The sequence below is a fragment of the Pseudomonas sp. NCHU5216 genome (genome assembly GCF_052156495.1).
In the GTDB taxonomy this organism is placed as follows: Bacteria; Pseudomonadota; Gammaproteobacteria; order Pseudomonadales; family Pseudomonadaceae; genus Aquipseudomonas.
Window position 1 is genome coordinate 1 of the sequence record NZ_JBQLIX010000053.1, and the last position, 23,063, is coordinate 23,063.

General features: G+C 63.9%; 18 protein-coding genes. 8 read left to right on the forward strand and 10 right to left on the reverse strand.

Annotation, left to right across the window (positions count from 1 at the left end; all coding sequences use genetic code 11):
• Positions 1-183: 183 nt before the first annotated feature.
• On the reverse strand, positions 184-1,539 hold the full coding sequence (rmuC, locus tag ACSVIK_RS23745) for a DNA recombination protein RmuC (RefSeq protein ID WP_442446632.1): 1,356 nt from the start codon (positions 1,537-1,539) through the stop codon (positions 184-186).
• 182 nt (positions 1,540-1,721) lie between these two features.
• Entirely contained in the window at positions 1,722-1,973 is a 252-nt protein-coding gene (locus ACSVIK_RS23750; RefSeq protein WP_268178634.1) for a sel1 repeat family protein, read from the reverse strand.
• A gap of 853 nt (positions 1,974-2,826) precedes the next feature.
• Here ACSVIK_RS23750 and ACSVIK_RS23755 point away from each other — a divergent pair.
• From ACSVIK_RS23755 to ACSVIK_RS23765, 3 genes are read left to right on the forward strand one after another with little or no spacing between them, the layout of a single operon-like run.
• On the forward strand, positions 2,827-5,352 hold the full coding sequence (locus ACSVIK_RS23755; RefSeq protein WP_442446610.1) for an intermembrane phospholipid transport protein YdbH family protein: 2,526 nt from the start codon (positions 2,827-2,829) through the stop codon (positions 5,350-5,352).
• 4 nt (positions 5,353-5,356) lie between these two features.
• Complete coding sequence (locus ACSVIK_RS23760; protein WP_442446611.1) at positions 5,357-5,548, forward strand: YnbE family lipoprotein; 192 nt, start codon at positions 5,357-5,359, stop codon at positions 5,546-5,548.
• Between the two features lie 34 nt (positions 5,549-5,582).
• A complete protein-coding gene (locus ACSVIK_RS23765; protein ID WP_442446612.1) occupies positions 5,583-5,921 on the forward strand; it encodes a YdbL family protein in 339 nt (112 codons plus the stop codon).
• Positions 5,922-5,984: 63 nt separating this feature from the next.
• On the opposite strand, the gene grxD is transcribed toward ACSVIK_RS23765, so the two are convergent.
• The 3 genes from grxD to ACSVIK_RS23780 all read right to left on the reverse strand — a co-directional run bounded on the left by grxD (position 5,985) and on the right by ACSVIK_RS23780 (position 10,026).
• Positions 5,985-6,311, reverse strand: a complete 327-nt coding sequence (gene grxD, locus ACSVIK_RS23770; RefSeq protein ID WP_230925182.1) for a Grx4 family monothiol glutaredoxin — start codon at positions 6,309-6,311, stop codon at positions 5,985-5,987.
• A 1,024-nt stretch (positions 6,312-7,335) separates the two neighbouring features.
• Positions 7,336-9,444 (reverse strand): molybdopterin oxidoreductase family protein, encoded by a 2,109-nt coding sequence (locus ACSVIK_RS23775; RefSeq protein WP_442446613.1) that lies wholly within the window; start codon positions 9,442-9,444, stop codon positions 7,336-7,338.
• Positions 9,445-9,594: 150 nt separating this feature from the next.
• Positions 9,595-10,026, reverse strand: a complete 432-nt coding sequence (locus ACSVIK_RS23780) for a hypothetical protein (RefSeq protein WP_268178640.1) — start codon at positions 10,024-10,026, stop codon at positions 9,595-9,597.
• A 336-nt stretch (positions 10,027-10,362) separates the two neighbouring features.
• On the opposite strand from ACSVIK_RS23780, the gene argF reads away from it, so the two are divergent.
• Positions 10,363-11,283 (forward strand): ornithine carbamoyltransferase, encoded by a 921-nt coding sequence (gene argF, locus ACSVIK_RS23785; RefSeq protein ID WP_442446614.1) that lies wholly within the window; start codon positions 10,363-10,365, stop codon positions 11,281-11,283.
• Positions 11,280-12,383, forward strand: a complete 1,104-nt coding sequence (locus ACSVIK_RS23790; RefSeq protein WP_442446615.1) for an ABC transporter ATP-binding protein — start codon at positions 11,280-11,282, stop codon at positions 12,381-12,383. The genes argF and ACSVIK_RS23790 overlap by 4 nt, the downstream gene beginning before the upstream one ends.
• Positions 12,384-12,576: 193 nt before the next feature.
• Here the strand turns inward: ACSVIK_RS23790 and ACSVIK_RS23795 are convergent, their stop codons facing one another.
• From ACSVIK_RS23795 to ybaK, 3 genes are all read right to left on the reverse strand, one after another.
• Positions 12,577-13,383, reverse strand: a complete 807-nt coding sequence (locus ACSVIK_RS23795; protein ID WP_442446616.1) for a PhzF family phenazine biosynthesis protein — start codon at positions 13,381-13,383, stop codon at positions 12,577-12,579.
• Positions 13,384-13,470: 87 nt separating this feature from the next.
• Positions 13,471-14,958 carry a glycerol kinase GlpK gene (glpK, locus tag ACSVIK_RS23800; RefSeq protein ID WP_442446617.1) on the reverse strand — a complete coding sequence of 496 codons (1,488 nt, stop codon included), beginning with the start codon at positions 14,956-14,958 and terminating at the stop codon, positions 13,471-13,473.
• A gap of 97 nt (positions 14,959-15,055) precedes the next feature.
• Positions 15,056-15,526 carry a Cys-tRNA(Pro) deacylase gene (gene ybaK / locus ACSVIK_RS23805; protein WP_442446618.1) on the reverse strand — a complete coding sequence of 157 codons (471 nt, stop codon included), beginning with the start codon at positions 15,524-15,526 and terminating at the stop codon, positions 15,056-15,058.
• A 98-nt stretch (positions 15,527-15,624) separates the two neighbouring features.
• Here ybaK and ACSVIK_RS23810 point away from each other — a divergent pair, with 98 nt between their 5' ends.
• From ACSVIK_RS23810 to bfr, 3 genes are all read left to right on the forward strand, one after another.
• The gene (locus ACSVIK_RS23810) at positions 15,625-16,383 is read left to right on the forward strand and encodes a DeoR/GlpR family DNA-binding transcription regulator (protein ID WP_442446619.1); all 759 of its coding nucleotides are present in this window, start codon (positions 15,625-15,627) and stop codon (positions 16,381-16,383) included.
• 120 nt (positions 16,384-16,503) lie between these two features.
• A complete protein-coding gene (gene glpD / locus ACSVIK_RS23815) occupies positions 16,504-18,030 on the forward strand; it encodes a glycerol-3-phosphate dehydrogenase (protein ID WP_442446620.1) in 1,527 nt (508 codons plus the stop codon).
• A gap of 265 nt (positions 18,031-18,295) precedes the next feature.
• Entirely contained in the window at positions 18,296-18,766 is a 471-nt protein-coding gene (gene bfr, locus ACSVIK_RS23820) for a bacterioferritin (protein WP_268178648.1), read from the forward strand.
• A gap of 115 nt (positions 18,767-18,881) precedes the next feature.
• On the opposite strand, the gene ACSVIK_RS23825 is transcribed toward bfr, so the two are convergent.
• Both ACSVIK_RS23825 and ACSVIK_RS23830 read right to left on the reverse strand, forming a co-directional pair.
• Complete coding sequence (locus ACSVIK_RS23825) at positions 18,882-21,953, reverse strand: efflux RND transporter permease subunit (RefSeq protein WP_442446621.1); 3,072 nt, start codon at positions 21,951-21,953, stop codon at positions 18,882-18,884.
• Between the two features lie 4 nt (positions 21,954-21,957).
• Positions 21,958-23,061 carry an efflux RND transporter periplasmic adaptor subunit gene (locus ACSVIK_RS23830; protein WP_442446622.1) on the reverse strand — a complete coding sequence of 368 codons (1,104 nt, stop codon included), beginning with the start codon at positions 23,059-23,061 and terminating at the stop codon, positions 21,958-21,960.
• Between the last annotated feature and the right edge of the window lie 2 nt (positions 23,062-23,063).

A 23,063-nucleotide genomic window follows, 5' to 3' on the forward strand; every position in this document is an offset into this window, starting at 1 on the left:
TTTCTTTTGCTTACTTTTCTTTGCGCATTTCAAAGAAAAGTGAGTCGCCCGAGGGGGCGAAACCCGGAATATCTGAAGACACCCAAAGCGGCGTCCAGAACACCAACGCGAGCCGACAAGATCACACACAAACTTGCCAGTCCGGTATCAAGACTGCCTTTTCTGATATCTCTAAATGCTCACTTACCGCTCATCCAACGCCGGCAGGTCAGCCGAACGTTCGAGCAGGTCAGCCGGCAGGCTCTTGCTCGCCCGCGCGCCAAGCAAACGCAGGTTCTCCACCCGCCCGACCAGGTTACCCCGGCCCTCGACCAGCTTGTTGCGTGCAGCGGCGTAGGCCTTGTCCAGTTGCTGCAGGCGGCTGCCCATCTCGTCCAGATCGGCGATGAAAGCCACGAACTTGTCATAGAGCTGGCCGGCACGCTCGGCGATCTCCCGCGCGTTCTGGCCCTGGCGTTCCTGCCGCCAGAGGCTGTCGATCACCCGCAAGGTGGCCAGCAGGGTGGTCGGGCTGACGATCACCACCTGCTGCTCGAAGGCCTCCTGGAACAGGTTCGGCTCGGCCTGCAAGGCAGCAGCGAAGGCTGCCTCGATAGGCACGAAGAGCAGGACGAAATCCAGGCTGTGCAAGCCCTCCAGACGCTGATAATCCTTGCCGGACAAACCCTTGAGGTGGCTGCGCAAGGACAGCAGATGCTGCTTGAGCGCTTGCTGACGGCTGGTCTCGTCTTCGGCGGCGATGAATTGCTGGTAGGCGCTGAGGCTGACCTTGGCATCGACTATCACCTGGCGCTCGCCCGGCAACTCGACCAGCACGTCGGGCTGGTAACGCTCGCCACTGGCGCTCTTGAGGCTGACCTGGGTGCGATACTCGCGGCCCTTTTCCAGGCCGGCGTGCTCCAGCACCCGTTCGAGCACCAGCTCGCCCCAGTTGCCCTGGGTCTTCTGCCCTTTCAGGGCACGGGTCAGGTTGGTGGCTTCGTCACCCAGGCGCTGGTTGAGCTGTTGCAGGCGCTCCAACTCCTTGCCCAAGGAAAAACGCTCGCGTGCCTCTTGCTGATAGCTCTCGTCGACACGCTTCTCGAAGGCCTGAATGCGCTCCTTGAGCGGGTCGAGCAGTTGCCCGAGGCGCTGCTGGCTGCTCTCGGCGAAACGCTGCTCGCGTTCGTCGAAGATCTTCGTCGCCAGTTCGGAGAACTGGGCGCGCAATTCGTCACGGGCGCCTTGCAGGTCGTCCAGGCGTTGCTGCTGATTGTCTCGGTTCTCCTGCAGCTCCGCCGATAGCGCCGCACATTCGGCGGTCAGCCGCCGCACTTCGCTCTCGTTGCGCTCACGCTGCAGGTTCCAGCTCTGCGCCGCCTCACGAGCGATCTGCCGCTCCTGCTGCAGCAGCTCGTTCTCACGGCGCAGGCCGGCCAGCTCGGTCTGCTGCTCGACCTTGATCTCGCTGATCTCGGCCAGCTCGGTGCGGCAGGCATCGAGCTGGGCATGCAGGCCTGCCTGGCTCAGTTGCGCGTGCTCCAGACGCTCCTGCAGCAGCGCCTGTTCGGCCTGGGCCTGGGCGACACGCCGTTGCAACGACCAGAGGCCGGCCAGCAACGGGATCAGGGCGAGTGTGGCGCCGATGGCGACAGAAAGAGGATCGATGGGCATAGACACTCCAGGTGCGAGTGCCGGGCAGTATACCCAGACGGCGACCTACACAGGGCCAGCACCCAGCATCAGCGTGACAGGCGCTGCAGCTCCTGTTGGGCGCCACGATCACCGGCACGGGCCGCCTGACGCAGCAGTTCGTAGCCGATACGGCGATCACGGGTATTGCCGCAGTCGCGGCAGAGCAATTGGCCCAGACGGCTTTGCGCCTGCACGCAGCCTCTACGTGCCGGTTGCTTGAGCAGATTGCCGGCGATGCGCTTGACGCTGGGCGCTTGCCCCAGACGCGGACGGTCGAGGAGCCAGAGCGCGACACGCATGGGCAAACGGCTGCGGCCAGAGGAAGTGACAGGGACTGCTGTGGGGAGTACGCGAGGCATAAATCAACAGGGGGTTACTGCCGGGGCGCGCCACTCTACTCTTTTTTTCGCCAAGGTAAAGACTTGCCAGACGAGGTGAAATCGGGTTCGGCGTAATGTCTGGACACAATCCACAGAACCTGTGGATAACTCAGTGAACAAGTTGCGCGAAAGGGGCTTGAATGCCTATGAATTGGGGCTTCGAGTCAAACTGTCGATTTTTTCACCAGCGTAAAAAATTCATATTTTTCATTGACTTAATAAAGCGCTACGAAAAATCAAACGCTTACGGCGCTTTTTGACAGTGACATGACAAGCTGCGCCGTCATTGTGCACAATTCCATGCGGCAAATCCGCGCAGCGCTCTATTTCGGGGCATTGCCCGCAGTTTATCGAGGATTTCAGGCCAGCTGCGGCAACTGCCCCTGCTGCAGAAATTGCCCCCGGCGGAACACCCGCGGTTGAACGGGCGTCTGCGCCTGTTTGAAGGCCACGTAGTCGGCTGTGGTTTCGCACAGCCAGAGCCGGAGGCTAGGTGGCTTGTTCTCGGCAAGGGCCTCGGGTGCGTAAAGGGCCACATTGTGACCGCCTGCCGGACAACGCGCCGAGCGGAACTGGAAAGCCTGCACCTGCGCCGCGCCCAGCGCCTGAGTCGCCCGCTAATCGCCGGGGTGGGCCAGCAAGGCCTGGTACTCGCTGAACAGCGGCAACTGCGCGGTACAGGCGGATCAACAGCAGTACTCGTTCGCCCTGGCTTGGCACCTTCGACACCTTGGGTTACCGTCGCCGACTGATGCGCGAACGAGGATAAAGCATGGGCAGCCGGCGATTCTGGCTGAAAAGCCTGGCAGCCTTGCTGGTACTGCTGCTGGTGCTCGCCGGCTACGCCGCTTACCGCGTGCATGGCCTGCTGGAGGCACAAGGCCTGCAGCTCGACTGGCGCAGCCTCGGCCCCACCTGGCAGGGCCTGCACGCCGAGGATCTCAGCCTGCAGCGTGACGATGGCTCCCTGCGCCTGCATGCCGAGCAAGTACGGCTGCGCCTGTGGCCGCACTCCAGCCTGTTGCTGCATGGCCTGCAGGTGGAGGTGCAGGCCAGCTCCGGCGAAAGTCGCGGCGAACCTCTCGACCTCGGCCAGTTGGCCGCAACCCTGCCCTGGCTGCCTACGCAGCTTCGCTTGCAGGCCATCGAAGCCCGCCTGCCCTGCGCCAGCGGCCACTGCACATTGGCAGGCGACTTCGAGCTGCGCCAGCAGGACGACGCCCTGCAACTGAGCGCGCAACTGCTGCGCGGCGAACACCACGCCGAACTGCAGGCAATGCTCGAAGGCCTGGCGCCAGCGCGCGACACGCCGCGGCACCTGACCGCCAGCCTGCTGCTCGATGAACAGTTGCAGATGCTTCTGGATACTCGCCTGCAATCACAGGCTGACGGCCTACGCTGGCAGGGCGAACTGGGCACCCCGGGTAGCGGGGATCTGGCCTGGGTCGTCGACTGGCTGGGCGAATGGCTGTTGCGCGATGGCTCCGCCCTGCCCCGGATGCCGCAACAGATGGCACTCAATGCCCAGTGGCAGGTGCAAGTGGACGACACGGAAGCCTTGTCACACCTGCTGCAAAGCCCCGGTTGGCTACGACTGGACGCGCAACTGCCCGATCCCTGGCCAGTGCCAGGGGTCGGCCTGCTCAGCGGCACGCTGGCGCTGCACCTGGAGAACCCGGCCACGCGCTGGCAGGCCCGGCAACTGCAAGGCGAGCTGCTGCTCAACCCAGGCGCCGCGCCCTGGCAGGCCGAGCTCCCCGAGGGCCTGGACAGCGGCCCACTGACGCTGCGCCTGAGCCCGGCAGCCAAGCAGGCCGATGCCGACATCGCCCTGCACCTGGCCCTGAGTAGCCAGGGCCCGCTGCGCCTGGAGGCCGAGGCCGAGCTGGCCCTGGGGCAGTGGCCAGCCTGGCAACTCCAGGTCAGACAGGCGCACCTGCATGCCCACAGCGAACGTCTGCAACTGGCCGGTAGCCAGCTCGGAGGCGTCGAGCTGAAACTGCAACTTGCCGGCACACTCGCTGAACAGCATGTGGAGCTGCAGCTCGAACCCGGCTCGCAGCTAACCCTGGATCGCCTGCAACAAGCAGAGGTGCAAGCCAGGCGACTGCATGCCGAACTGGCCGCTCTGAAACTGACAGGCTCACCCCAGTCGCCGCAATTGAGCGGCCCGCTCAAGCTGGAACTGGGCGAACTGCGGCAGGCGGTGCTGAACCCGCAAGGCTGGCGATGGCAAGGTGAGGTGCAGGCCAATCTCGACCAGCAGTCCGCCACGGGTTCGCTGGCGGCCGACTCCGGCCTGCAACTGGGCCTGCAACTGCAACGTGATGCGGCAGGCGGCATGCGCCTGGACGCCCGCCTGGACGAGCTGTTCCTGCGCGCCGGCAACCCCTTGCCGACCACCCTGCGCCACTGGCCGCCGCTGCTGACGCTGAACAACGGCCACCTGCACGGCCAGGCCCACCTGGCGCTACCCGTTGGCCAGCCCCTGCGCCTGAATGCCGAGCTGAGCGGCAAGGGCCTGGCCGGTATTTACGACCGCAGCAGCCTGAGCGGGGTCGACGGCACGTTGCGCCTGGCTCTCGACGGTGATCGCCTGAACCTGCAGCTCGCCGAGCTGCAGGCCGCCGAAATCGATCCCGGTGTCATGCTCGGGCCCCTGAAGCTACAGGGGTCTTACCAGGCTCGCATGGACGAGCCCGGAGCCGGCCAGGTGCACCTGCAACAGGCGCAACTGGGCGTGCTCGATGGCCAGCTCAGCCTGGATGCCACCCGTTGGGATCTGGCACAGCCCGAACAGGTGTTGCCCTTGCAGCTACGCGGCCTGAATCTGCAGACCCTGTTTCGTGTCTATCCCACCGAGGGGCTGGCCGGCAGCGGCCTGATCGATGGCACCCTGCCCGTGCACCTGGGCACGGGCCTGAGCATCGAAGGCGGGCAGATCCAGGCGCGCCCGCCCGGCGGGCGCCTGCGCTTCGACTCGCCGCGCATACGCGCCATGGGCCAAGCCAACCCCGGCATGAAGCTGGTCACCGACGCGCTGCAAGACTTCCACTACGATCTACTCAGCAGTAGCCTCGACTACGACAGCTCCGGCACACTGCGCCTTGGCATACGCCTGCACGGGCAGAATCCGGCCATCGAGCAGGGCCGCCCCATTCACTTCAACATCAATCTGGAAGAGGACATTCCAGCCCTGCTGGCCAGCCTGCAACTGACCGGCAAGGTCAACGACATCATCCAGCGACGGATTCAGCAATGGATGCGCCAGCGCGTCCCCCAAGCACCCAAGGAGTAGCGCCATGCGCCCGTATCGCCTCCTCGCCGCCCTGAGTCTCGGGCTGCTGTGCCAGGCCTGCACCCCGACAGTGCAACTGGCCATGCCCAACGAGCCGATCAACATCAACCTCAACGTCAAGGTCGAGCATGAAATCTACATCAAGGTGGACAAGGCGCTTGACGAGGTCTTCAACGAAGACAGCGGCCTGTTCTGAGCCCCTTGCCCGACCGGTTCCACGGAGAAAGACGATGATTCGATACCTCTCGACCCTGCTGCTGGCACTGACCCTGAGCCTGCCGGCCTATGCCATGAGCCTCAACCAGGCCATGAGCGCCCTGAGCGAAGCCAAGACCAGCGGCCAACTGGGCGAGCAGCCCAATGGCTATCTCGGCGTGGTCAGGCCCGGCGGCCAGGCCGAGGAGATCGCCCGGCTGATCAACCAGGCGCGCCGCGCCGAATACCAGAAAGTGGCCAAGGACAACGGCGTCAGCCTCAGCGATGTGGAGGCCATCGCCGGCAAGAAGGCCATCGACCGCACGCCACCCGGCCAGTACATCCAGTTGAATGGCCAGTGGCTGCAGAAATAGAAAGCAGATGGCAGAAAGCAAAGAACCCGCCGAGGCGGGTTCTTCGTTATGCACGGCTGACGATCAGGCGCTGGCCTTGCTCACGGCATCCTTGATCAAGGTCTGCAGCTCGCCCTTCTCGTACATTTCGCTGAGGATGTCGCTGCCGCCGACCAGCTCACCGGCCACCCAGAGCTGCGGGAAGGTCGGCCAGTTGGCGTACTTGGGCAGGTTGGCGCGGATTTCCGGATTCTGCAGGATGTCGACGTAGGCAAACTTCTCGCCGCAGCCCATCACCGCCTGCGCAGCACGGGCGGAGAAGCCGCACTGCGGAGCGTTGGGCGAGCCTTTCATGTACAGCAGAACGGTGTTGTTGGCGATCTGCTCTTTGATAGTTTCGATGATATCCATGGGGCACCTCGGCATAGACTTCCCGGCCATTCGGCCGGCACGGTGGCGCGATTGTAGCGAAAAGCCGAGCATAATGCTCGGCCTTGCCGTCATCCCTGGAGCTGTTTACGACCTGGCGAGCTAGAACAAGATCGCGAATAAATTCGATCCATCGCATTTTCAGGGGGAATGCCTGGTTGACACCGGACTGGCAAGTTTGTGTGCTTGTTGCTTGCTCGGGGGCCTGTTCCGAATTGCCGCGTTTTTGCTGATGTTTTTGGTTTCGCCCTCCCGGGCGAGTCACTTTGCGGGCAAAGTAACCAAAACCTTCCGCCCGATCATCCGGCCCTGGCTGCGCCAGGGTTCGCTCACTCCATCGCCGTTCCAGAGGCCCGCCGCGGTGGGCCATCCCTGGCCCATCGCGGCTCTCGCGACATCCATGTCGCTCAACCTCTTCCACGACGATTCCGCTCACCCTCCTGGGCGGGCTCTGCACGCGCCTGAACCTCTGGTAACTCTTTGGGACTCTGCGTACTTGAACATGAGGTCAGCCTTAGGGCTGATCAGAATGCCGGCTGCAGGCCGGCAAGATGAAACTACGCGAATGAAACTATCGGTTTAATTCGGCAGCTACATCGTGACTTCACAGCCGCCAGAGCATGCAGGACTGACCTGGTATACCTGTTCGTTCAGGCGCGCGAATGGCCCCTTCAGGAGGGTGAGCGGAGTCGTTGCGTAGAGGGGCGAGCGGCATGGATGCCGCGAGAGGCTTAAAGGGCCAGGGATGGCCCTTGTAAGCCGACCCTCGAAGCGACGATGGAGCGAACGAACCCCGGCGAAGCCGGGGCCGGATGGCGGGGCCAAGCCTTTTTGCCTTCTTTTGTGGCGTTTGACAAAAGAAGGTCGCCGGGGGGCGAAACAGGAGCTATCAACTAAACGCCGATAAGCAGCTTGAACACCGAAAATGACCGGAAACATCACACAAACTTGCCAGTCCGGTGTCAACCAACTCCCCCCTGAAAGTGCGAAGAACCTTAATACGCCCCTAAGCAGCCACCACCTCAACCGGCACACCATTGAGCACGGCATTGCCGGACAGCGCATCGAGCCGACGCTCGTCGGTCAGGTCGTTGGCACTGGCGCCGGGCTGCGCACGGGCGATGTCCAGTTGCACGCCTGGCCGGGCATGCCCCCAGCCATGGGGCAGGCTGACCACACCGGCCATCACCTCGTCGCTGGCCGCCACCTCCACCTCGATGCTGCCGACCCGCGAACGCACCTGCACACGCTGGCCGTCGGCCAGGCCACGGCTGGCCAGATCCGCCGGGTTCATCAACAACTGATGGCGCGGCTTGCCCTTCACCAGGCGGTGATAGTTGTGCATCCAGGAATTGTTGCTGCGCACATGGCGACGGCCGATCAGCAATAGCTCATCGGCAGCCGGCACGGCCTGCTCGGCAAAACGCGCGAGATCGGCCAACAGCAGCTCGGGAGCAGCCTGCACCGCCTTGCTCGGGGTCTTCAGACGTGCCGCCAGGTTCGCCTGCAGCGGCCCCAGGTCGATACCATGCGGCTGCTCGCGCAAGCTGGCCAGGCTGAGCTTGCGCCCGCTGCGATCGCCATAGGGGCCGAAGCGCAGGCCCATGTCGATCATCTGCTCCGGGGCCATGGTCGGTTTCAGCTCCAGGCCGTTGTGCTTGGCGAAGGCCTGGGCCAGGCCGACGAAGATCTCCCAGTCGTGCAGGGCGCCCTCCGGCTTGGCCAGTACTGCCTCGTTGAAGCGGGTGACGTTGCGCACGGCCAGCAGGTTGAAGGTGGTGTCGTAGTGGTCGTGCTCCAGCGGCGCGGTCGGCGGCAGGATCAGGTCGGCATGGCGCGTGGTTTCGTTGATGTAGAAATCCACCGCCAGCATGAAGTCCAGCCCCTCCAGCGCCTGCTCCAGCTGCCGCCCGTTGGGTGTGGACAGCAACGGATTGCCGGCCACGGTGATCAAGGCACGCACCTGCCCCTCGCCGGGGGTGAGCATCTCCTCGGCCAACGCTGCGACCGGCAGCTCGCCGCCGTATTCCGGCAGTCCGGAAACGCGACTCTGCCAGCGGTTGAAATGCCCGCCCGAAGTGCTCGCCACCAGATCCACCGCCGGCAGGGTGCAGAGGACGCCGCCCGCGCGGTCGAGGTTGCCGCTGACCAGGTTGATCACCTGCACCAGCCACTGGCACAGGGTACCGAAGGCCTGGGTGGAAACCCCCATGCGCCCATAGCACACCGCCTTGTCGGCGGCGGCGAAGTCCCGCGCCAGTTGGCGGATGGCTTCAGCCGGCACGCCGCAACGCAGGCTCATGGCCTCGGCATCGAAGGCTGCGATGGCCTCGCGCACCTGCTGCAGCCCTTCGACCGGCAGGTGACTGAGGCGGGTCAGACCCTCGTCGAACAGGGTGTTGAGCATGCCCAACAGCAAGGCGGCATCGCTGCCGGGGCGCACGAACAGATGTTGGTCGGCGATGGCCGCGGTCTCGCTGCGCCGCGGGTCGACCACCACCAGCTTGCCGCCACGGGCCTGGATGGCTTTCAGGCGTTTCTCCACGTCCGGCACGGTCATGATGCTGCCGTTGGAGGCCAGCGGGTTGCCGCCGAGGATCAGCATGAAGTCGGTGTGGTCGATGTCGGGCACCGGGATCAGCAGACCGTGGCCGTACATCAGGTGGCTGGTGAGGTGGTGCGGAAGCTGGTCGACCGAGGTGGCGGAGAAACGGTTGCGGGTCTTCAGCAGGCCGAGGAAGTAGTTGCTATGGGTCATCAGCCCATAGTTGTGCACGCTGGGGTTGCCCTGGTACACGGCCACGGCGTTCTGCCCATGGGCGGTCTGGATCGCGCTCAGACGCTCGGCGACCAGAGCGAAGGCGTCCTCCCAAGCAATGGCCTGCCAATCGTTGCCGATACGGCGCATGGGCTGGCGAATGCGGTCGGGGTCGTTCTGGATGTCTTGCAGCGCCACGGCCTTGGGGCAGATATGGCCACGGCTGAAGCTGTCCTGGGCGTCGCCCTTGATCGAGCGAATCTGCGTGCTGCCGTCAGGCTGGGTCGCGGTTTCGATGGCGAGGCCGCAGATGGCTTCGCACAGGTGGCATGCACGGTAATGGAGGGACTGGGTCATGGCCGGGCCTCTTGTTCTGATCCATGTCGACCATGGTGGTCGCAGGTCTGGAACTATGGGCCGGGCGAGACGATGACGCCAGCAGCGTTCGTCTCATGAATCGGCAGGCATCAAGCCTGCCGATTCAGGCAGCTACCTTGACTATCCGAATTAACGGATGGAGGTCACGGTGCCTTTCTTGCCGGTAACGTTGACGTTAACGGTCTTGTACACGAAGTAATCCTGAACGTTCACTTCGTAACGCGGGGCGACGATCAGGTCGGCACCCGAGGCCTTGACTGCCTTGTAGGCAGCTGCGGACTTGGCGGAAGCAACCGGGTCGAGACCCAGCGCGAAACCACCCTCGCCACCACCGTAGGTCACGCCGTCGGCGAACTGGGTATCACCACCCAGCTTGAACACACCGAACAGGATGTTCACCGAAGATTGACCGGAGATGGGCTCGCCCACTTTCACGTCTGCCTTGAGGTTAGTCTCGACAGCGCCAGTCAGCGGAGCGGTCGGTTGGCTAACGTTCTGGCTGGCACAGCCAGTCAGCAGGGCGAGAGCGGAGAAAGCGGCGGCGTAGGCTACGTGTTTCATGCAAAACTCCTTTGCACAATATTTTCCATGGGAACCCCGTTACGGGGGCAATGCATTGCCTTGGAAAGGCGGCGGCATCCTAGAAGGCCGATCTAGAGCGGCGCAAGCCTCAATGTCATTTTTGTGACAGGTCGCACAAGGGTTTAGGAAATAGCTTACAAAACAGCGATTTGTCCGTTATGGGACGGCAATTTGCGCCGCCTCGTCATTTCCTTATAAGATCGCGCCTTCCCCCTGTTTCGTCGCATCCTGCGGCCTCCTGCCGCAAGCTTCGCCGTTTTCAGCACTTATGCAGCGGCACCGGCTTGCGAACTGTAGTGATAAAGGTAGTTAACGATGAGCGTCAGACATTTTCTCTCGATGATGGATTACACACCGGACGAACTGGTGGGGTTGATCCGCCGAGGCATCGAGCTGAAGGATCTGCGCAATCGCGGCGTGCTGTTCGAGCCGCTGAAGAACCGCGTGCTGGGCATGATCTTCGAGAAGGCCTCGACCCGCACCCGCCTGTCGTTCGAGGCCGGCATGATCCAGCTCGGCGGCCAGGCCATCTTCCTCTCGCCGCGCGATACCCAGCTGGGCCGTGGCGAACCGATCGGCGACGCCGCTATCGTCATGTCGAGCATGCTCGATGCGGTGATGATCCGCACCTTCGCTCACAGCAACCTCACCGAGTTCGCCGCCAAGTCCAAGGTGCCGGTAATCAACGGCCTGTCCGATGATCTGCACCCCTGCCAGTTGCTGGCCGACATGCAGACCTTCCTCGAGCATCGCGGCAGCATCGCCGGCAAGACGGTGGCCTGGATCGGCGACGGCAACAACATGTGCAATTCCTACATCGAGGCGGCGATGCAGTTCGACTTCCAGTTGCGCGTCGCCTGCCCCGAAGGTTACGAGCCCGATGCACGCTTCCTCGCCCTGGCCGGCGAGCGCGTGCAGGTGCTGCGTGATCCGCGCGAGGCCGTGGCCGGCGCCCATCTGGTCAGCACCGACGTGTGGGCCTCCATGGGCCAGGAAGAAGAGGCCGAGCAGCGCCTGGCGCGCTTCCGCCCCTATCAGGTCACTCCGCAACTGCTCGACCTCGCCGCCGACAACGTGCTGTTCATGCACTGCCTGCCGGCACACCGCGGCGAAGAAATCAGCATGGACATGCTCGATGACCCACGCTCGGTGGCCTGGGATCAGGCCGAGAACCGCCTGCACGCGCAGAAGGCGCTGCTGGAACTGCTGGTCGAGCCGGCGTACCACCACGCATGAGCGCGCTGCTGCAGCTACGCGGGCTGAGCTGTGGCTACCAGGCGCACAAGGTGGTGCAGGCACTCGACCTGCACCTCAACGCCGGTGACATCGGCTGCCTGCTCGGCCCTTCAGGCTGCGGCAAGACCACAACCCTGCGCGCCATCGCCGGTTTCGAGCCGATTCTCAGCGGTGAGATCGAGCTGGGTGGCGAGGTCATCTCCCGCCCCGGCTTTACCCTGGCACCGGAAAAACGCCGTATCGGCATGGTGTTTCAGGACTATGCCCTGTTCCCCCATCTGAACGTGGCGCAGAACGTCGCCTTCGGCATTCGCCAGCAGCCCGACGCCCAGCGCCTCACGGATGAATTGCTCGAACTGGTCAAGCTCGGCCACCTGGCCAAGCGCTACCCGCACGAGCTGTCCGGTGGCCAGCAACAGCGCGTCGCCCTGGCCCGTGCCCTGGCGCCTTCGCCACAACTGCTGCTGCTCGACGAGCCGTTCTCCAATCTCGATGGCGAACTGCGCCGGCGCCTCAGCCATGAGGTGCGCGAGATTCTCAAGGCACGCGGCACCAGCGCCATCCTGGTCACCCACGACCAGGAAGAAGCCTTCGCCGTCAGCGATCACGTCGGCGTGTTCAAGAGCGGCCATCTGGAACAATGGGACACGCCGTTCAACCTCTACCACGAGCCGCTGACACCCTTCGTCGCCAGCTTCATCGGCCAGGGCTACTTCATTCGCGGCCAGTTGCTCGCCCCGGACAGGGTGCAGACCGAGCTGGGCGAGATCCGCGGCAACCGCGCCTACACCTGGGCACAGGGCAGCGCGGTGGACGTGCTGCTGCGCCCGGACGATATCGTGGCGGATGCAGATAGCGCGCTGCAGGCACGCATCGTCGGCAAGACCTTCCTCGGCGCCGCGACCCTCTACCGCCTGCAACTGCCCACCGGCACTCAGCTGGAATCGATCTTCCCCAGCCATGCCGACCATCTGCCGGGGGACGAAGTGGGCATCCGCGTCGCCGCCGACCACCTGGTGGCCTTCCCGGCCCAGGGCAGCGTCGCCGCCCAGATCAGCCTTGGCGAATCCAGCGGCGTGCGCCGGGTCAGCAGCGACTAACAGGCCGTTGAAAAACGTAGGCGAGGCAGCCAGTGCAATACCGATGGCGGCCCCGCAAAAACAGCCGAAAAAAGCACTGGGCCCGCACTCGGGTTTACGTGTTGTAAATGAGCATTTTGACTGGGCTCGCACGCGAGGCTGTTTTTAACGCAGCAATGGCAACGCAGGTAGTTTTTCAACAGCCTGCTGAGCCTCAGACGAATAGCTGACCGCTGGCGACATGCCGGGCCTGCCCGGCGATTTTCACCCGATCCCCTTGCAGTTGGCAGTGCAGCTCGCCACCACGCGCCGAGCACTGGAAAGCGTTGAAGCGATCACGTCCGAGCCGTTCTGCCCAGTAAGGCACCAGCATGCAGTGGGTCGAGCCGGTCACCGGGTCTTCATCGATGCCGATGGCCGGGGCGAAATAGCGCGAGACGAAATCGTGCCGCTCCCCCGGCGCGCTGATCAACAGCCCCAGCCCAGGTAACGCGGCGATTGCCGGCAGATTAGGCACGAAGGCGCGCACCTCGCCCTCGCCACTCAACACGGCCATCAGCTCCTGCACGCTGCCGTCGGGGTTGAGCAACGCCCGTACCTCTTCCACCGCTTGCCCCAATGCCGCCTCGACCTCGCCCCGCAACTCAGGCGTCACCAGCACCGTGGGCCGTACCGGGAAATCCAGCTCCAGGCGCTCGCCCTGGCGGGTCACGCGCAACGGCCCGGACAGGCAGGTGAACTCCAGTACCTCGCCCGGCTCGTCATAGAGATCGAACAGCACCTTGGCGGTAGCCAGCGTGGCGTGGCCGCACAATGGCACCTCGCTGCCGGGGGTGAACCAGCGGATATGCCAGACACCCTCCTCCTTCACCACGAAAGCGGTTTCCGCCAGGTTGTGTTCGGCGGCGATGCGCTGCATCAACGCCTCGTCGAGCCAGGCGTCGAGGCGATAGACCATGGCCGGGTTGCCGGCGAAAGGCTGTGCGGTGAAGGCGTCGACCTGATGGAATTCGAGGGGCATGGCGGATGTCCTGGCTGCTTGGATACAGGCCGAGCATGCCGGCCCGAATCCTCCGCCACCAGACACAGTTGCAATCGAACAGTTGCCTCAGGCTTCGCTACGTACCCGCTTCACGGCATCCAGCCAACCCTCGTAGAGACTGCCCCGCGTGGCCTCGTCCATCTGCGGCTCGAAGCGCTGCTGGCGATGCCAATGACTGGCGATGGCATCCAGGTCGGCATACAGACCCAACTGCAGGCCGGCCAGATAGGCCACACCGAGGGCCGTGGTCTCGGTGACCTCGGGGCGCTCGACGCTGACGCCGAGGATGTCGGCGAGAAACTGCATGACCCAGTTGTTCTCCACCATGCCGCCATCCACGCGCAGGGCGCTGGGGGCGGCGGCACCGTCCTGGCGCATGGCTTCGAGCAGGTCACGAGTCTGGTAGCACACCGATTGCAGGCCGGCGGTGACTATCTCCTTGATGCCGGTATCGCGGGTCAGGCCGAAGATCGCGCCGCGCGCCTTGGGATCCCAATAAGGCGCCCCCAGCCCGGTGAACGCCGGCACCAGATACACACCGCAGGCCTGGCCGGTCTGCTCGGCCAGCGCTTCGCTGTCGCGGGCATGACTGATCAGCTTGATACCGTCACGCAGCCACTGCACGGCAGCCCCGGCGACGAAGATGCTGCCTTCCACCGCGTAGGTGACCTTGCCGCCGAGGCGATAGCCGACGGTGGTGAGCAGACGATTCTTCGAGCTGACCGGCTCGCTGCCGGTGTTCTGGATCATGAAGCAGCCGGTGCCGTAGGTGCTCTTGACCATGCCCGGCTGGAAGCAGGCCTGGCCGATCAGCGCGGCCTGCTGGTCACCGGCCATGCCCAGCACCGGAATGCTGGCGCCGAACAGCTCGGCGTCGGTGTGGCCGAACTCGGCGGCGCAATCGAGCACCTCGGGCAGCAGGCTGGCGGGAATCTCGAACAGCTTCAGCAGCTCCTCGTCCCAGCGCTGCTCGTGGATGTTGAACATCAGCGTGCGCGAGGCATTGCTGGCGTCGGTGCGGTGCACCTTGCCGCCGGTCAAGCGCCACAGCAGGAAGCTGTCGACGGTGCCGAAACGCAGCTCGCCGCGCTCGGCGCGGTCACGGGCGCCGGGCACGCTCTCCAGGATCCAGCGCAACTTGGTGGCGGAGAAGTAGGGATCGATCAGCAGGCCGCTGTTGGCCGACACCAACGCCTCGTGGCCTTCGGCCTTGAGCCGCGCACAGTAATCCGCGGTGCGCCGATCCTGCCAGACGATGGCCGGATGGATCGCTTCGCCACTGGCGGCATCCCACACCAGGGTGGTTTCGCGCTGGTTGGTGATGCCGATGGCGGCAATCGCCTCGACAGCCAGGCCGCTGTTGGCGATGGCCTCCCGGCAGACCGCCAGGGTGGACGACCAGATTTCCTCGGCATCGTGCTCGACCCAGCCATCACGGGGGAAAAACTGACGGAACTCCTGCTGCGCACGGGCCACGGGGCGGCCCTCGGTGTCGAAGACGATGGCGCGTGAGCTGGTGGTGCCCTGGTCGATGGCTAACAGGTACTGAGACATGGCTTTTCCTTGTTGTTATTCATTCTTGCGCGCAGAACGCAGCATTTCGCTTGCAGCATACCCATCGAACTGACGGGTGACTGCACGCAGACGGTTATCAGACCTTGCCGATGGCGGCAAAACTCCCCTGAGTGTGCTGCGCCAGCGTCTCGGCAGCCAGCTCCAGCTCCAGCCCACGCCGCCCTGCGCTGACATGAATACTGGCATGCTGGCGGGCCGACACGTCGATGAAGGTGCGCAGGCGCTTCTTCTGGCCAAGCGGGCTGATGCCGCCCACCAGGTAACCGGTCGCCCGCTGCGCGGCGGCCGGGTCGGCCATATCGGCCTTCTTCGCCCCGGCAGCGCTGGCCAGCGCCTTGAGGTCGAGGCTGCCGGTCACCGGCACCACGGCGACCAGCAACTCAGCTTTCTCGGTCACCGCCAACAGCGTCTTGAACACCCGCTCCGGCGCCAGCCCCAGCTTTTCCGCCGCCTCCAGCCCATAGGACGGGGCCTTGGGGTCATGCTGATAACTGAGCACACGGTGCTCGGCCTTGGCCTTCTTCAACAGATCGATCGCAGGAGTCATGTTCGGATGTGAAAATACAAAGAAAGATGCCTTACAGTAGCAGGCCGAAAACGCTCATCGCTACACCCTATAATGAGGAAACCTCACAGGAAGCGCCCATGAACCTCGCTCCCCGCCAACACGACATCCTCAACCTCGCCCGCGAACGCGGCTACGTCAGCATCGACGAACTGGCCCAGGCCTTCGCCGTGACGCCGCAGACCATCCGCCGCGACATCAACCAGCTGGCCGAACAGGGCCTGCTGCGCCGCACCCATGGCGGCGCCGCCTGCGAAGCCTCGAGCATCCAGAACACCGCCTATGGCATGCGCGCCGGGCAGATGCGCGACGAGAAACAACGCATCGCCGAAGCCGTCGCCGCGCAGATTCCCGACCATGCCTCGCTGTTCATCAATATCGGCACCACCACCGAGGCCATCGCCCGCGAACTGCAGAACCACAAGGGCCTGAAGATCATCACCAACAACCTGCACGTCGCCGCTCAGCTCAGCGCCAAGGCGGATTTCGAGGTGCTGGTGGCCGGCGGCACGGTGCGCGCCGATGGTGGCGTGGTCGGCCAGACGGCGGTGGACTTCATCCAGCAGTTCAAGGTCGACTACGCCATCGTCGGCATCAGCGGCATCGACGAAGACGGCAGCCTGCTGGACTTCGATTATCAGGAAGTACGCGTCTCCCAGGCCATCATCGATAACGCCCGCCAGGTCTTGCTCGCCGCCGACTCGAGCAAGTTCGGGCGCAACGCGGTGGTGCGCCTGGGTTCGATCAGCCTGGTCGACCGCGTGTTCACCGACAGCCAGCCCCCTGCCCCGGTGTTGCGCCTGCTGCAGGCCAACAAGGTGCACCTCGACCTGGTCTGAGACAGCAGGTCGACCGCTCGGCGCGAAAACGCACGCGCACCTGGCACGCATGCTCACATTCGACTAGAGTATGTTCGCAAACGAACATAACCCAGTCGAATTCATGCCGAGTGTACCGCCATGCCCCATGATCATCTCGCCAGCCCTGTTGCCGAAGTCTATGACCTCGCCGTCGTCGGCGGCGGTATCAATGGGGCCGGCATCGCCGCCGATGCCGCCGGACGCGGCCTGTCCGTGTTCCTTTGCGAAAAGGACGACTTGGCCAGCCATACCTCCTCGGCCAGCAGCAAATTGATCCATGGCGGCCTGCGCTATCTCGAACATCATGAATTTCGCCTGGTGCGCGAGGCCCTGGCCGAGCGTGAAGTCCTGCTGGCCAAGGCGCCGCACATCGTCAGCCCGATGCGTTTCGTACTGCCGCACCGCCCGCACCTGCGTCCGGCCTGGATGATTCGCGCCGGCCTGTTCCTTTACGACCACCTCGGCAAACGTGAGCGCCTGCCGGCCTCGCGCGGCGTGCGCTTCGGTGCGGGCAGCCCGCTCAAGGCGGATATCACCCGCGGCTTCGAGTATTCCGACTGCTGGGTCGACGATGCCCGTCTGGTGGTGCTCAACGCCATGGCCGCACGGGAAAAAGGCGCGCACATCCATCCGCGCACCCGCTGCGTCAGCGCCCGCCGCAGCAAGGGCCTGTGGCACATCCATCTGGAGCGTGCCGATGGCAGCCTGTTCTCGATTCGCGCACGCGGCCTGGTCAATGCCGCCGGCCCCTGGGTGGCACGTCTGCTGCGCGAAGACCTCAAGCAGCAATCACCCTATGGCATCCGCCTGATCCAGGGCAGCCATATCGTGGTGCCCAAGCTGTTCGACGGCGAGCAGGCCTACATCCTGCAGAACGAGGATCGCCGTATCGTCTTCGCCATCCCCTATCTGCAGCGCTTCACCCTGATCGGCACCACCGACCGCGAATACCAGGGCGACCCGGCCAAGGTGGCGATCAGCGACGAGGAGACCGACTACCTGCTCAAGGTGGTCAACGACCACTTCCGCAAGCAACTGGTGCGCGACGACGTGCTGCACAGCTTCGCCGGCGTGCGCCCACTGTGCGACGACGAGTCCGACGAACCTTCGGCGATCACCCGCGACTACACCCTGTCGCTGGCCGGCGTCCCAGGCGAGGCCCCCTTGCTCTCGGTATTCGGTGGCAAGCTCACCACCTACCGCAAGCTGGCGGAATCGGCGATGAAACTCCTGCAGCCAAGCTTTCCGCGCATGGGGCCGAGCTGGACGGCCAATGCCACCCTGCCCGGCGGCGAGGACATGGAAGATGTCGCCAGCCTCACCGAACTGTTGTGCAAACGCCATGGCTGGCTGCCCGCGTCACTGGCCCAGCGCTGGGCCAACAGCTATGGCAGCCGGGCGTGGCGCCTGCTCGAGGGGGTCAACAACCTCACGGATCTGGGCGAGCACCTCGGCGCCGGCCTGTATACCCGTGAAGTGGACTACCTGTGCCGCGAGGAATGGGCGCGCAGCGCCAGCGACATCCTCTGGCGTCGTAGCAAGCTGGGGCTGTTCATGAGCGGTGCCCAGCAGCTACGCCTGCAACATTACTTGCAGCAACACCATCCTTCGGCCTACGCGGCCTGAGCTCGCCTGCGGGCCTCGTCCGAGGCTTGCGGCCAAGTTGCTAAAAAATATTTTCATAGCCCCTCGGCATTTCCGTGCCGTGGGGCTGTCGTGGTTTATTTTTTTATTATTTGAATTCAAGCGCTTGCCGTCTCGATGCAGATTCTAAACATTCTTATTAAGTTTAATTTTCGTTTAAAATTCAAATAGTTAGGTTTGACAGAGGATTGCTCAAGGCTGAAAATTCAGCCCTATCGACAACTCGACATGCCTTGCAGGAGCGCCCATGAAAGGTGACAAGAAAGTTATCCAGCATTTGAACAAGATCCTCGGTAATGAGCTGGTCGCCATCAACCAGTACTTCTTGCATGCACGCATGTATGAAGACTGGGGCCTGAAGAAGCTCGGTGAGCACGAGTATCACGAGTCCATCGACGAGATGAAGCATGCGGACAAGCTGATCAAGCGCATCCTCTTTCTCGAAGGCATTCCCAACCTGCAGGATCTGGGCAAGATCCTGATCGGTGAAAACACCAAGGAAATGCTCGAGTGCGACCTGAAGATCGAGCACAAGGCCCATGCCGACCTCAAGGCGGCCATCGCCTACTGCGAAAGCGCCGGCGACTACGCCAGCCGTGATCTGCTGGAAGACATCCTGGAGTCCGAGGAAGAGCATATCGACTGGCTGGAAACCCAGCTCGGCCTGATCGAAGCGGTTGGCCTGCAGAATTACCTGCAGTCGCAGATGGACGAATAAGCCCATCCGCAACATGAGAAACGGGAGCCAATGGCTCCCGTTTTTTATTGCCGCTATCTGCTATCAGGTATTGCATGGGAAGGCTTCAGCCATGCGCTGAAGCACCTCCTGCGGATCAATGCGCCTCACTCTCCTTGACCCGGAACCACGCCGCATAGAGCGCCGGCAGGAACAGCAGGGTCAGCGCCGTGGCGACGATCAGCCCGCCCATGATGGCCACCGCCATCGGCCCGAAGAACACGCTGCGCGACAGCGGGATCATCGCCAGCACCGCCGCCAGGGCGGTCAACACGATGGGGCGAAAACGCCTTACCGTAGCCTCGATGATGGCGTGCCAGCGATCCAGACCATGACTGATGTCCTGTTCGATCTGGTCGACCAGGATCACCGAGTTGCGCATGATCATACCGGCCAGGGCGATGGTACCGAGCATAGCGACGAAGCCGAACGGCTGGCGGAAGATCAGCAGGAACAGGGTCACCCCGATCAGCCCCAGCGGCGCGGTGAGAAAGACCATGGCCGAGCGCGAGAAGCTGCGTAGCTGCAGCATCAACAGGGTCAGCACCACCACGATGAATAGCGGCATACCGGCGTTGACCGACTTCTGTCCACGGGCCGAGTCTTCCACCGTGCCGCCCACTTCCAGCAGGTAGCCGCTGGGCAGCTCGGCGCGGATCGGTTCCAGGGTCGGCAGTATCTGCGCCGTCAGGCTGGCCGGCTGCTCCTTGCCATAGACATCGGCACGCACGGTAACGGTCGGCAGACGATTACGGTGCCAGATGATGCCTTCCTCGAAGCCATACTCCAGCGTCGCCACCTGCGACAGCGCCACACTCTTGCCGCTGTCGGTGGGCACCGCCAGGCTCGGCAACTGGCTGAGCGCCGTGCGCTCCTCCGGCGTGCCGCGTTGCAGGATCTCGATCAGCTCGTTGTCCTCGCGGTACTGGCTGACGCTGGTGCCGGACAGCGAACCACGCAGGAAGCGCGACAGATCCGCGGTGTTGACCCCCAGTGCCCGGGCGCGATCCTGATCGATATCGAGGATCACCACCTTGCTCGGCTCCTGCCAGTCCAGGTGCACGTTGGCCACGTGCGGATTTTCCCGCACCTTGTCCGCCACCTGGCGCGCCAGCGCACGCACCTCGTCGATATGCTCACCACTGACCCGGAACTGCACCGGATAGCCCACCGGAGGGCCATTTTCCAGGCGGCTGACGCGGCTGCGCAGGCTCGGGAACTCGTCACGCATCACGTCGATCAGCCAGGTGCGCAGGCGCTCACGCTCTTCGATGCTGGAGGCCAGCACGACGAACTGGGCGAAGCTGGCGGCCGGTAATTGTTGATCCAGCGGCAGATAGAAGCGCGGCGAACCACTGCCCACGTAGGCCACGTAGTTGTCGATGCCGGATTGGCTCTGCAGCATTTTTTCCAGGCGCTTGACCTCGGCTTCGGTGGCCTTCAGCGAAGCGCCCTCCTCCAGCTTGATGTCCACCATCAGCTCCAGCCGCCCGGAGGCCGGGAAGAACTGCTGCGGCACGAAACGAAACAGCAGGATGGAGGCCACGAACAAACCCAAGGTCAGCACGATCACCGTCTTGCGACGGCGCACGCACCATTCCACCAGCCCGCGCACCCGCCGGTAGAAGGGCGTGGCATAGGGATCGTGCGCGCCATCGCCGCCATGCTTGGCTGCATGCAGCTTGGCCAGATCCGGCAACAGCTTGTCGCCCAGATAGGGCACGAACATCACTGCGGCGATCCACGAGGCCACCAGGGAGATCACCACCACCTGGAAGATCGAGCGGGTGTATTCGCCGGTGCCCGATTGAGCCGTGGCGATGGGCAGGAAACCGGCCGCCGTGATCAGGGTGCCGGTGAGCATGGGAAAGGCGGTGCTGGTCCAGGCGAAACTGGCCGCCTTGAAGCGGTCATAGCCCTGCTCCATCTTGATCGCCATCATCTCCACCGCAATGATCGCGTCGTCCACCAGCAACCCCAGGCCGAGCACCAGCGCGCCAAGGGAAATCTTGTGCAGGCCGATCCCCAAGTAGTACATGGCGGCGAAGGTCATCGCCAGCACCAGCGGAATCACCAGCGCCACCACCAAACCGGTGCGCAGGCCGAGGGAGAAGAAGCTGACCAGCAGGACGATGGTCAGGGCCTCCACCAGCACCTTGACGAACTCACCGACACCACTCTTCACCGCAGCCGGCTGATCCGACACCTTGCGCAGTTCCATGCCCAGCGGCAGGGTCTGCTGCAGGCGCGCGAACTCACCCTCCAGCGCCTTGCCCAGCGCCAGGATGTCACCGCCGTCCTTCATCGATACGGCAATGCCGATGGCGTCCTCACCCATGAAGCGCATGCGCGGTGCAGGCGGGTCGTTGAAGCCGCGTTTGACCTCCGCCACGTCGCTGATACGGAAGGTACGATCCGCCACGCGGATGGGGAAACTGCGAATCTCCTCCACCGACTCGAAGCGCCCGGTGACGCGTAGCTGAATGCGCTCGCTGGCGGTCTCGAAGAAGCCGGCAGGCGCAACTGCGTTCTGCGCTTCCAGCGCCTGCTGCACCGCCGCCAGGGGCAGGCCCAGGGTGGCCAGCTTGGTGTTGGACAGTTCGATCCAGATCTTCTCGTCCTGCAGCCCGACCAGTTCCACCTTGCCTACGTCCTTGACCCGCTGCAGTTGCAGCTGGATGCGGTCGGCATAATCCTTGAGCACCGCGTAATCGAAACCACTGCCGGTCAGCGCGTAGATGTTGCCGAAGGTGGTGCCGAATTCATCGTTGAAGAATGGCCCCTGGATGCCGACTGGCAGGGTGTGGCGGATGTCGCTGATCTTCTTGCGCACCTGATACCAGAGGTCGGGAATCTCGGCACTGCGCATCGAGTCGCGGGCCATGAAGGTAACCTGCGACTCCCCCGGCCGCGAGAAACTGACGATGCGGTCGTATTCGCCGGTTTCCATCAGTTTCTTCTCGATACGCTCGGTGACCTGGCGCGCCACCTCCTCAGCACTGGCCCCCGGCCAGTTGGTGCGAATGACCATGGCCTTGAAGGTGAAGGGCGGATCCTCGCTCTGGCCCAGCTTGGTGTAGGAAATGCCTCCGACTATGGCCAGCAGCAGCATGATGTAGAGCACGATCTCGCGGTGGCGCAGCGCCCAGGCAGACAGGTTGAAGCTCATCGGCTTACTCCTTGGCGGCCATGTCGACGTTGCGATTGTCACGATCGACCGGGCGTACCTGCTGCCCCTCGCGCAGCATGTGCACGCCGGCAGCCACGACCCAGTCACTGCCGCTCAGCCCTTCGAGCACCGGCACCTGGTTGTCGCCATAGGCGCCAACACGCACCGCCCGTCGCTCCACCTTGTGCTCGCCAGGCGTGACCACCCAGACGAAGGGCTGATCCTGCTCGGCGCTCAGCGCCGACAGCGGCACGGCCAGCGGCACCACGCCATCACTGGCGATGAATACCCGCGCACTCTGGCCCAGTTCGGCCGGTGTATCGCCTTCGGCGAAGGCCACGCGCGTGGCGAAGGTACGCGACTGCGGATCGGCCGCCGGTGCCATCTCGCGGATGCGCCCGGGAAAGCGCCGCCCAGGCTGTGACCACAGCTCCACCTCGACGGCCTGGCCGATCTGGAAGCGACCGATATTCTGCTCGGGCAGGCTGATCGCCACTTCACGCTCACCATCGGCAGCCAGGGTGAACACGCCCTGCCCGGCCGCCACCACCTGCCCGACTTCGAGCATGCGCCGGGCGATCACCCCGTCCTGCGGTGCACGCAGCACGGCGTAGTCGGTCTGATTGCGCGCCACATCGTACTCGGCCCGCACCTGCTTGAGCCGCGCTTCGGCAGAACGGTACTGGTTGTCGAGATTGTCGTACTGCGAGCGGCTGACCAGATTGCGTGCCAGCAGCGCCTTGTAACGCTCACGCTCGGCACGCAGGGTCTGCAGATTGGCCTCGGCCGCCGCCACCTGGGCACGCGAGGCTTGCAGTTGTAGCCGTACATCCTGTGGATCCAGTTCGGCCAGGGGCTGATCGCGCTTGACCCGATCACCGACGTCCACCATGCGCTTGCTCACCTTGCCGCCGATACGGAACGCCAGTTCAGGCTCCAGACGGGCGCGCACTTCCCCCGGGTAGCTGTCGACCAGAGCGGCAGCGGGCTGGGGATGTACTACCATGGCCGGACGGATGGACGGTTCGCTCTGCTCGCCGTTACCACAAGCAGAAAGCAGGACGGAGAGACCCAGGGACGCAAGGAGTGCGATGACATGGCGGGACATGA

Excerpts from the sequence above, each read along its gene's own strand:
- ACSVIK_RS23750 (WP_268178634.1), bottom strand. The coding sequence starts at position 1,973 with ATGCGTGTCGCGCTCTGGCTCCTCGACCGTCCGCGTCTGGGGCAAGCG.
- ACSVIK_RS23755 (WP_442446610.1), top strand. The coding sequence starts at position 2,827 with ATGGGCAGCCGGCGATTCTGGCTGAAAAGCCTGGCAGCCTTGCTGGTA.
- ACSVIK_RS23760 (WP_442446611.1), top strand. The coding sequence starts at position 5,357 with ATGCGCCCGTATCGCCTCCTCGCCGCCCTGAGTCTCGGGCTGCTGTGC.
- ACSVIK_RS23765 (WP_442446612.1), top strand. The coding sequence starts at position 5,583 with ATGATTCGATACCTCTCGACCCTGCTGCTGGCACTGACCCTGAGCCTG.
- grxD (WP_230925182.1), bottom strand. The coding sequence starts at position 6,311 with ATGGATATCATCGAAACTATCAAAGAGCAGATCGCCAACAACACCGTT.
- ACSVIK_RS23775 (WP_442446613.1), bottom strand. The coding sequence starts at position 9,444 with ATGACCCAGTCCCTCCATTACCGTGCATGCCACCTGTGCGAAGCCATC.
- ACSVIK_RS23780 (WP_268178640.1), bottom strand. The coding sequence starts at position 10,026 with ATGAAACACGTAGCCTACGCCGCCGCTTTCTCCGCTCTCGCCCTGCTG.
- argF (WP_442446614.1), top strand. The coding sequence starts at position 10,363 with ATGAGCGTCAGACATTTTCTCTCGATGATGGATTACACACCGGACGAA.
- ACSVIK_RS23790 (WP_442446615.1), top strand. The coding sequence starts at position 11,280 with ATGAGCGCGCTGCTGCAGCTACGCGGGCTGAGCTGTGGCTACCAGGCG.
- ACSVIK_RS23795 (WP_442446616.1), bottom strand. The coding sequence starts at position 13,383 with ATGCCCCTCGAATTCCATCAGGTCGACGCCTTCACCGCACAGCCTTTC.
- glpK (WP_442446617.1), bottom strand. The coding sequence starts at position 14,958 with ATGTCTCAGTACCTGTTAGCCATCGACCAGGGCACCACCAGCTCACGC.
- ybaK (WP_442446618.1), bottom strand. The coding sequence starts at position 15,526 with ATGACTCCTGCGATCGATCTGTTGAAGAAGGCCAAGGCCGAGCACCGT.
- ACSVIK_RS23810 (WP_442446619.1), top strand. The coding sequence starts at position 15,625 with ATGAACCTCGCTCCCCGCCAACACGACATCCTCAACCTCGCCCGCGAA.
- glpD (WP_442446620.1), top strand. The coding sequence starts at position 16,504 with ATGCCCCATGATCATCTCGCCAGCCCTGTTGCCGAAGTCTATGACCTC.
- bfr (WP_268178648.1), top strand. The coding sequence starts at position 18,296 with ATGAAAGGTGACAAGAAAGTTATCCAGCATTTGAACAAGATCCTCGGT.
- ACSVIK_RS23825 (WP_442446621.1), bottom strand. The coding sequence starts at position 21,953 with ATGAGCTTCAACCTGTCTGCCTGGGCGCTGCGCCACCGCGAGATCGTG.
- ACSVIK_RS23830 (WP_442446622.1), bottom strand. The coding sequence starts at position 23,061 with ATGTCCCGCCATGTCATCGCACTCCTTGCGTCCCTGGGTCTCTCCGTC.